Origin of the sequence: Pseudoalteromonas sp. SR45-5 (assembly GCF_014163565.1) — a bacterium.
In the GTDB taxonomy this organism is placed as follows: domain Bacteria; phylum Pseudomonadota; class Gammaproteobacteria; order Enterobacterales; family Alteromonadaceae; genus Pseudoalteromonas; species Pseudoalteromonas distincta.
Genome location: NZ_JACJDN010000267.1, coordinates 1 through 5,271 on the forward strand (window position 1 = coordinate 1; position 5,271 = coordinate 5,271).

The 5,271-nt window shown below is 37.2% G+C and carries 3 protein-coding genes; 2 read left to right on the top strand and 1 reads right to left on the bottom strand.

Annotated features, from left to right (window positions below; genetic code table 11):
* Positions 1–2 precede the first annotated feature (2 nt).
* Entirely contained in the window at positions 3–2,480 is a 2,478-nt protein-coding gene (locus tag H5072_RS11140; protein WP_024596075.1) for a PilZ domain-containing protein, read from the bottom strand.
* 363 nt (positions 2,481–2,843) lie between these two features.
* Here H5072_RS11140 and radA point away from each other — a divergent pair, with 363 nt between their 5' ends.
* A complete protein-coding gene (radA, locus tag H5072_RS11145) occupies positions 2,844–4,229 on the top strand; it encodes a DNA repair protein RadA (RefSeq protein ID WP_002958769.1) in 1,386 nt (461 codons plus the stop codon).
* Between the two features lie 75 nt (positions 4,230–4,304).
* On the top strand, positions 4,305–5,237 hold the full coding sequence (locus H5072_RS11150) for a hypothetical protein (protein ID WP_002958768.1): 933 nt from the start codon (positions 4,305–4,307) through the stop codon (positions 5,235–5,237).
* The last annotated feature ends 34 nt before the right edge of the window (positions 5,238–5,271 follow it).

The following is a 5,271-nucleotide window of genomic DNA, read 5'->3' on the forward strand; positions in this document are numbered from 1 at the left end:
GCTTAACGTAAGCGGTTTAACCAAATTAGCTTACGGCGGCTCATTTGTGCTACTTGCTCTTTTTTTAGTTCTAAATGGCTTAGCGCTTCTTCAGTTATATCTACTACATCACCTACACCAGCTACGGCCCATAAGGCTTCTTCTAAATCTTTAGCTTTGTGCATTGCGTACTGACTTACGTATTTTAGCTCATTAGAAAGATAATCAGTATCGGGGCGACCTGTGCGCGATATATACAAACGCATTACGAATATAAGTTGCGATGTAATACCTTTACTAATTTGTTTATAAAAGCTTGAGTAGTCTTCACCTAAAGCGCATTGGCTAACAATAGCCTCTTCAATACTGCCTTTTCGAGGATCGAAGTTAATAGCAAGTGTAAAAGCAAGCGGTGCATCTTGGCGGCTGCGATCTTTAATATTTGGTGTTATTACATTAATAATTTGCTCTTCGGTCAGAATGCTCGAAAAGTCAGTTTTGTTACTTAATAAACCAAAGTTTTGCAAAATCACGTGCATAGGGCTGGCGTATAACCCATATCCAATTGCGCCGGTTTTAAAGTGTGCAGCTTCTTTGTGTAAATATAGCGGAAATTGGCAAACGCTTTTTGTAACCATATTTCTAAGTGCGGTAGATAAGCCTTCTACTTTAGGTGCTTCTTCAGATACTTTAAGTTTGTCTTTATTACCTTCTATTAGCTGAGTGAAAAAGGTCACGCCAGCATGAGGTAAATCAGCAATACGATTTGCTTTTAGGTTAATAGTAGTAAATGACTTACTGATGGCCATTACTTCGTACTTTAGTTCACTAAGCTTATGCTTTTTAGTTATTTTTTGAAGTTCAGGGAATGCTAAAAGTACTATATCGCCTTTTTTAAATGTGGCAGGTTGTTCGCACTCTAACTGCAAACCCATTACCGAAAAGTCACGTGTATAGCCGTTAAATACTTCATCATTAATAGTGACACTAACTGGTGTTTTATAAAGATAGCGCTTATGCGAGCGTAAATTTACGTATTCAAGTGGCACAATATCTAAGTAGGGTGGTGTTTTGTGTTTTGCGTGGCCAAAGTGCTTAAGCTGATTTACTAATGCTTTATCAAAAGTAAGTTGTTTATAATTTGCTTGTTCAGCTTTATTGCCAATATTTGTAAGTACAACAATATACTTAACATCTTTTATAAGGCCTTTTACACGAGGTGAAGGTGGCTTATTTAATTTTTCTATATTTTCACCGGCACTATTAGGTAGTGAAAGCGGTATAAAAGAATCATCTGGATGACTTGGCATTACTTGTATTTTAAAGCACTGCCAGCTCTCTTTTTGGCTACCAAAACCTAAAAATAGATCACGTAATTTAGGGTTGTTATTTAACTCTGTACGCGTCGCTGAGTAGTAATAAATTTTACCTGATGATATATGTGTAAATGTATAGAGGTAATCTTCTTTTACTGCGGTAATTTGAGTTAGTAATTGTGTAATACGCTGATGATTAAGTATATTGTACAAACACGGTATTTTTCTTTCATCGGTAAAGTAGCGCTGAATAAAAATATTATTTTCAGTGGTAAGGCTAAGGCTTGGGTAATATTGCTCATCTTTTTTACTTAAAAACACATATAAAGACGTTACGCGAGGAATGTAGTACTGCTCATACCCCTTTGATACTACAGCATCGAGCGTATTATCTAGATTTACTTTATAACGACGCTTATTACCATGAATAAAACTTTCTAAAAAGTCATTAAAGGCATCGTTGTTTTCTATATAAGTGCGCTTTAAGCGGATGTGATTAAATTCACGAGAGATATTTTCTACTGCAACAACTTCGTATTGAATACCGTTTTTTAGGCCAAGTTCAAAGTCTTGCTCAAGGCCTACTAAGCGCATTGCGATGAGTTCGCCTTTTTTTATAGAGTAGCGCGTTGCAAGCTTAACTTTACAACCGCTTAAAGATATATCTGAGGTGCTAGCAGCAATGTTCTTTTTATCTTTGTAATCAATCGTTACTTTTATTGAGTAATTCATCCGTTCTTCACGGCGGCTCTCGTAAGAGGCAAACTTAATTACTTCAGTGTTTAAGTTATTTTCTAACTCTTGTAACTCTGATTTTTCGGCTGCTTGTTTTTGTAATACGCGGTGGTTATTTTCTGTATTCATTACGGCTTCGTAAACAGCTAAGGTGTATTCACCATGTTGTTTAAGCGCTTTTTCAAACACTTCAATGGCTGTGTCATCCATAAAGTGTTGCTTGCCGTTATGCTCATATGGTTTTACTTGGCCTGTCACTAATCCGCGAAGATCAACAAAACGTGCCACTGGCTGAGATAAACGCGACATTTCCATTTTCATTAAAAATTGCTCAGGTTTAGTTAACCCTGCGGTTTTTGATTTGAAAATTAGATCAAATTTAGCGTTGCCTAAATATGTTTTTAACTCATTCACGAGGTCTTCGTGTTTGAGCATTATGTCATCAGCCATTTATAAAACCATCACCGTCTAATTGAAAAAGTAGGTATACTGTTAAGTCCATTTATTAGAAGTTCAATAAACGTTAAATCGCGCTATGTTATTAATATAGGTACAATTATTTGAGTTACTACTGTTTAGCTCTTGTTATGTATGTGTTATTTGCCATTTTATTGGCAAGTTACTTTAAACTATTACAAAGCAAAAAGTATGCCCTAAATTATAGCTAAAAAGAAACACCATGTGTATTTATTGATTGTGACGCTAGATTTTTAAGCAGGCAAGAGTTTGTTGCTAAGTAAATGCCTGAAATGGCAAAATAAGCGCTTAATAGTAAGAATTTTTTTAATTAAAGAATAGTAGGTAAAGTGATCAATGGCTAAAGCGGCAAAAGTAGAATTTGTTTGTACCGAATGTGGCATGAACTATCAACGTTGGCAGGGTCAATGTCGCTGCGGTGCGTGGAACACATTAGCGGAATTTAAGCCTTCCGCAGGGCACAGTAAAAAAGCATCAATACGAGCAAACGTTGGTGGTTATGCTGGTGGTGTTGGTGGTGGCTCTAAAAAAATCAATGATATTGCTACATCAGAGGCTGAAAAGCAGCTAACTGAAATCGGCGAGCTTGATCGCGTACTAAGCGGCGGGGTGACTACTGGCTCTGTTAATATAATTTCCGGCGATCCGGGGGCGGGTAAGACAACTTTGCTATCTGACCTAGTGGCGAGAATGTCACAACGGATGCCGTCACTTTACTGTACGGCAGAAGAATCTTTATCGCAGTTTAAAAACAGGGTAAATCGTTTAAAGTTAAACTATAACCCGGACGAGCTTTATTTACTTTCAGAAACGAGCGTTGAAACCATCATCGAAGAGCTCGAGAAAAATAAAATTAAGTTTGCTGTTATTGACTCTATTCAAGCTGTTGTAACCGATACGGCAAATGGTAGCCCAGGTTCGCCTTCGCAGGTAAAAAGCGCCGCCCAAGCATTAACTCAGTACTGTAAGCAAAATGATGTAACCATGTTCATTATTGCTCACGTAAATAAAAATAACGAAATAGCAGGCCCTCAAACACTTGTACATATTGTTGATGCGCTTTTACACATAGATACCAACGATGGGCAAATACGAACCCTTAGGGCAAATAAAAACCGCTTTGGTGATATTGATACTGTTGGCATTTTTAAAATGTGTGAACGTGGAATGTTAAGCGTTGATAATCCAAGTGAAATATTTTTATCGGGTTCAACCACCGACTCACCTGGCTCTACTATTACCTGTATTCGTAAAGGGAATCGTAATTTATTGCTTGAGATTCAATGTTTAACTACCGAAACAGAAGCTGAATTTCCGCAGCGTGTTTGTGTTGGTTTAAATATGAATCGTATAAAAATGCTGACCGGTATATTACGTAAGCATACTAAAACTAAAATATTTCACGATACGTTTTTTAATATTGTGGGTGGTTTAAGAATTGATGAGACAGAAACCTGCATCGATTTAGCATTAGTAACCGCGTTACTTAGCAGTTTAAACGAATTTGTTGTACCTCGTACCACGTGTATTATGGGAGAACTTAGCTTAAACGGCGATGTACGCCCAATAGACAGTGGTGTACCGCGTGTTAAAGAGGCTGCACAACATGGTTTTACAGAAATATATATTCCATTTCGCAATTACCATAAATCGATGGAAGGGCTAGGCGCTAAAATTACCCCTGTAAAAACCGTACATGAGTTACTTAGTTTGATTAATTAACACTTATCGGTGATGTTCTTCAGTGTTACTCTTAAGTTGAGACACTTTATAGAAAGAATTAAATAAGGAAATGACATGAAAAAATTAGTTATAGTTGCAGCTCTTGTGGCCGCAGGCGTGGGTGGTGTTAGTTACGCAAACTACGTAGCAACTCAAGAAGTGCGTGCAGAAGTAGATAAGCAACTTGCTTTAGTAAGCGAGCAAACTGGCGCTACATTTAAATACGCTGGTTTATCGGCAAGTGTTATTTCAAAGAGTGTAGAAATAACAAACATGGAAGTAATAAGCCCTGAAGGTGACAATGTTGCTAATATTCAAAGCATTGAAATAACTGGCTACGAGCCGGATAAAATATCACCACATACATCATTTGATGTAAAAAGCTTTCAGTTTGATAAAAGCTTCGTATCAAAATTACCAGCTGATACAAACGAAATGTTAGCGTCGGCAAGTTACGACTTACATTCATCACTTGATTACGATGAAGAGTCTGGCAATAGTGATGTAGTAGTTAAGCTTGATGCAAAAGACATTGTTAGTTTTAATATGGATATGGGTTTAGCTAATTCAAAAGCGTTAATGGATGCTTCATTGGCTATTAGTAAGGCGCAGCAAGAAGCGGGTGATCAACCGCTGACGTATGAACAAGAATTACAGCAGCAAACACTTGTTATGCAAGCAATGAGTAAATTAGAGCCGCGTAATGTTAGCTTTGCCTTAAATAACCAAGGTAAATTAAAAGATTTACTATCAAGCGAGCTTGAAAAGCAAGGTATGACGCTTGAGCAAATGGAAATGACGCTAGAGCAACAGTTACAACAAGCTCCTGTAACTGAAGATATTGCAGAGGCTTTAACTAGCTTTGCGAAAGGTTTAAATTCATTCAGTGTGTCTGCAAAGCTACCTGAAGGTAAAACTATGATGGAAATTAACCAACAAGTTATGATGCTAGTAGGGCAACCTGAAGAACTAGTTAAGTTTATTAACTTAGAAGTTAAAGGTGATTAGGCCTTAGTTCTGTATTAATAAAGGCGCCAATTGG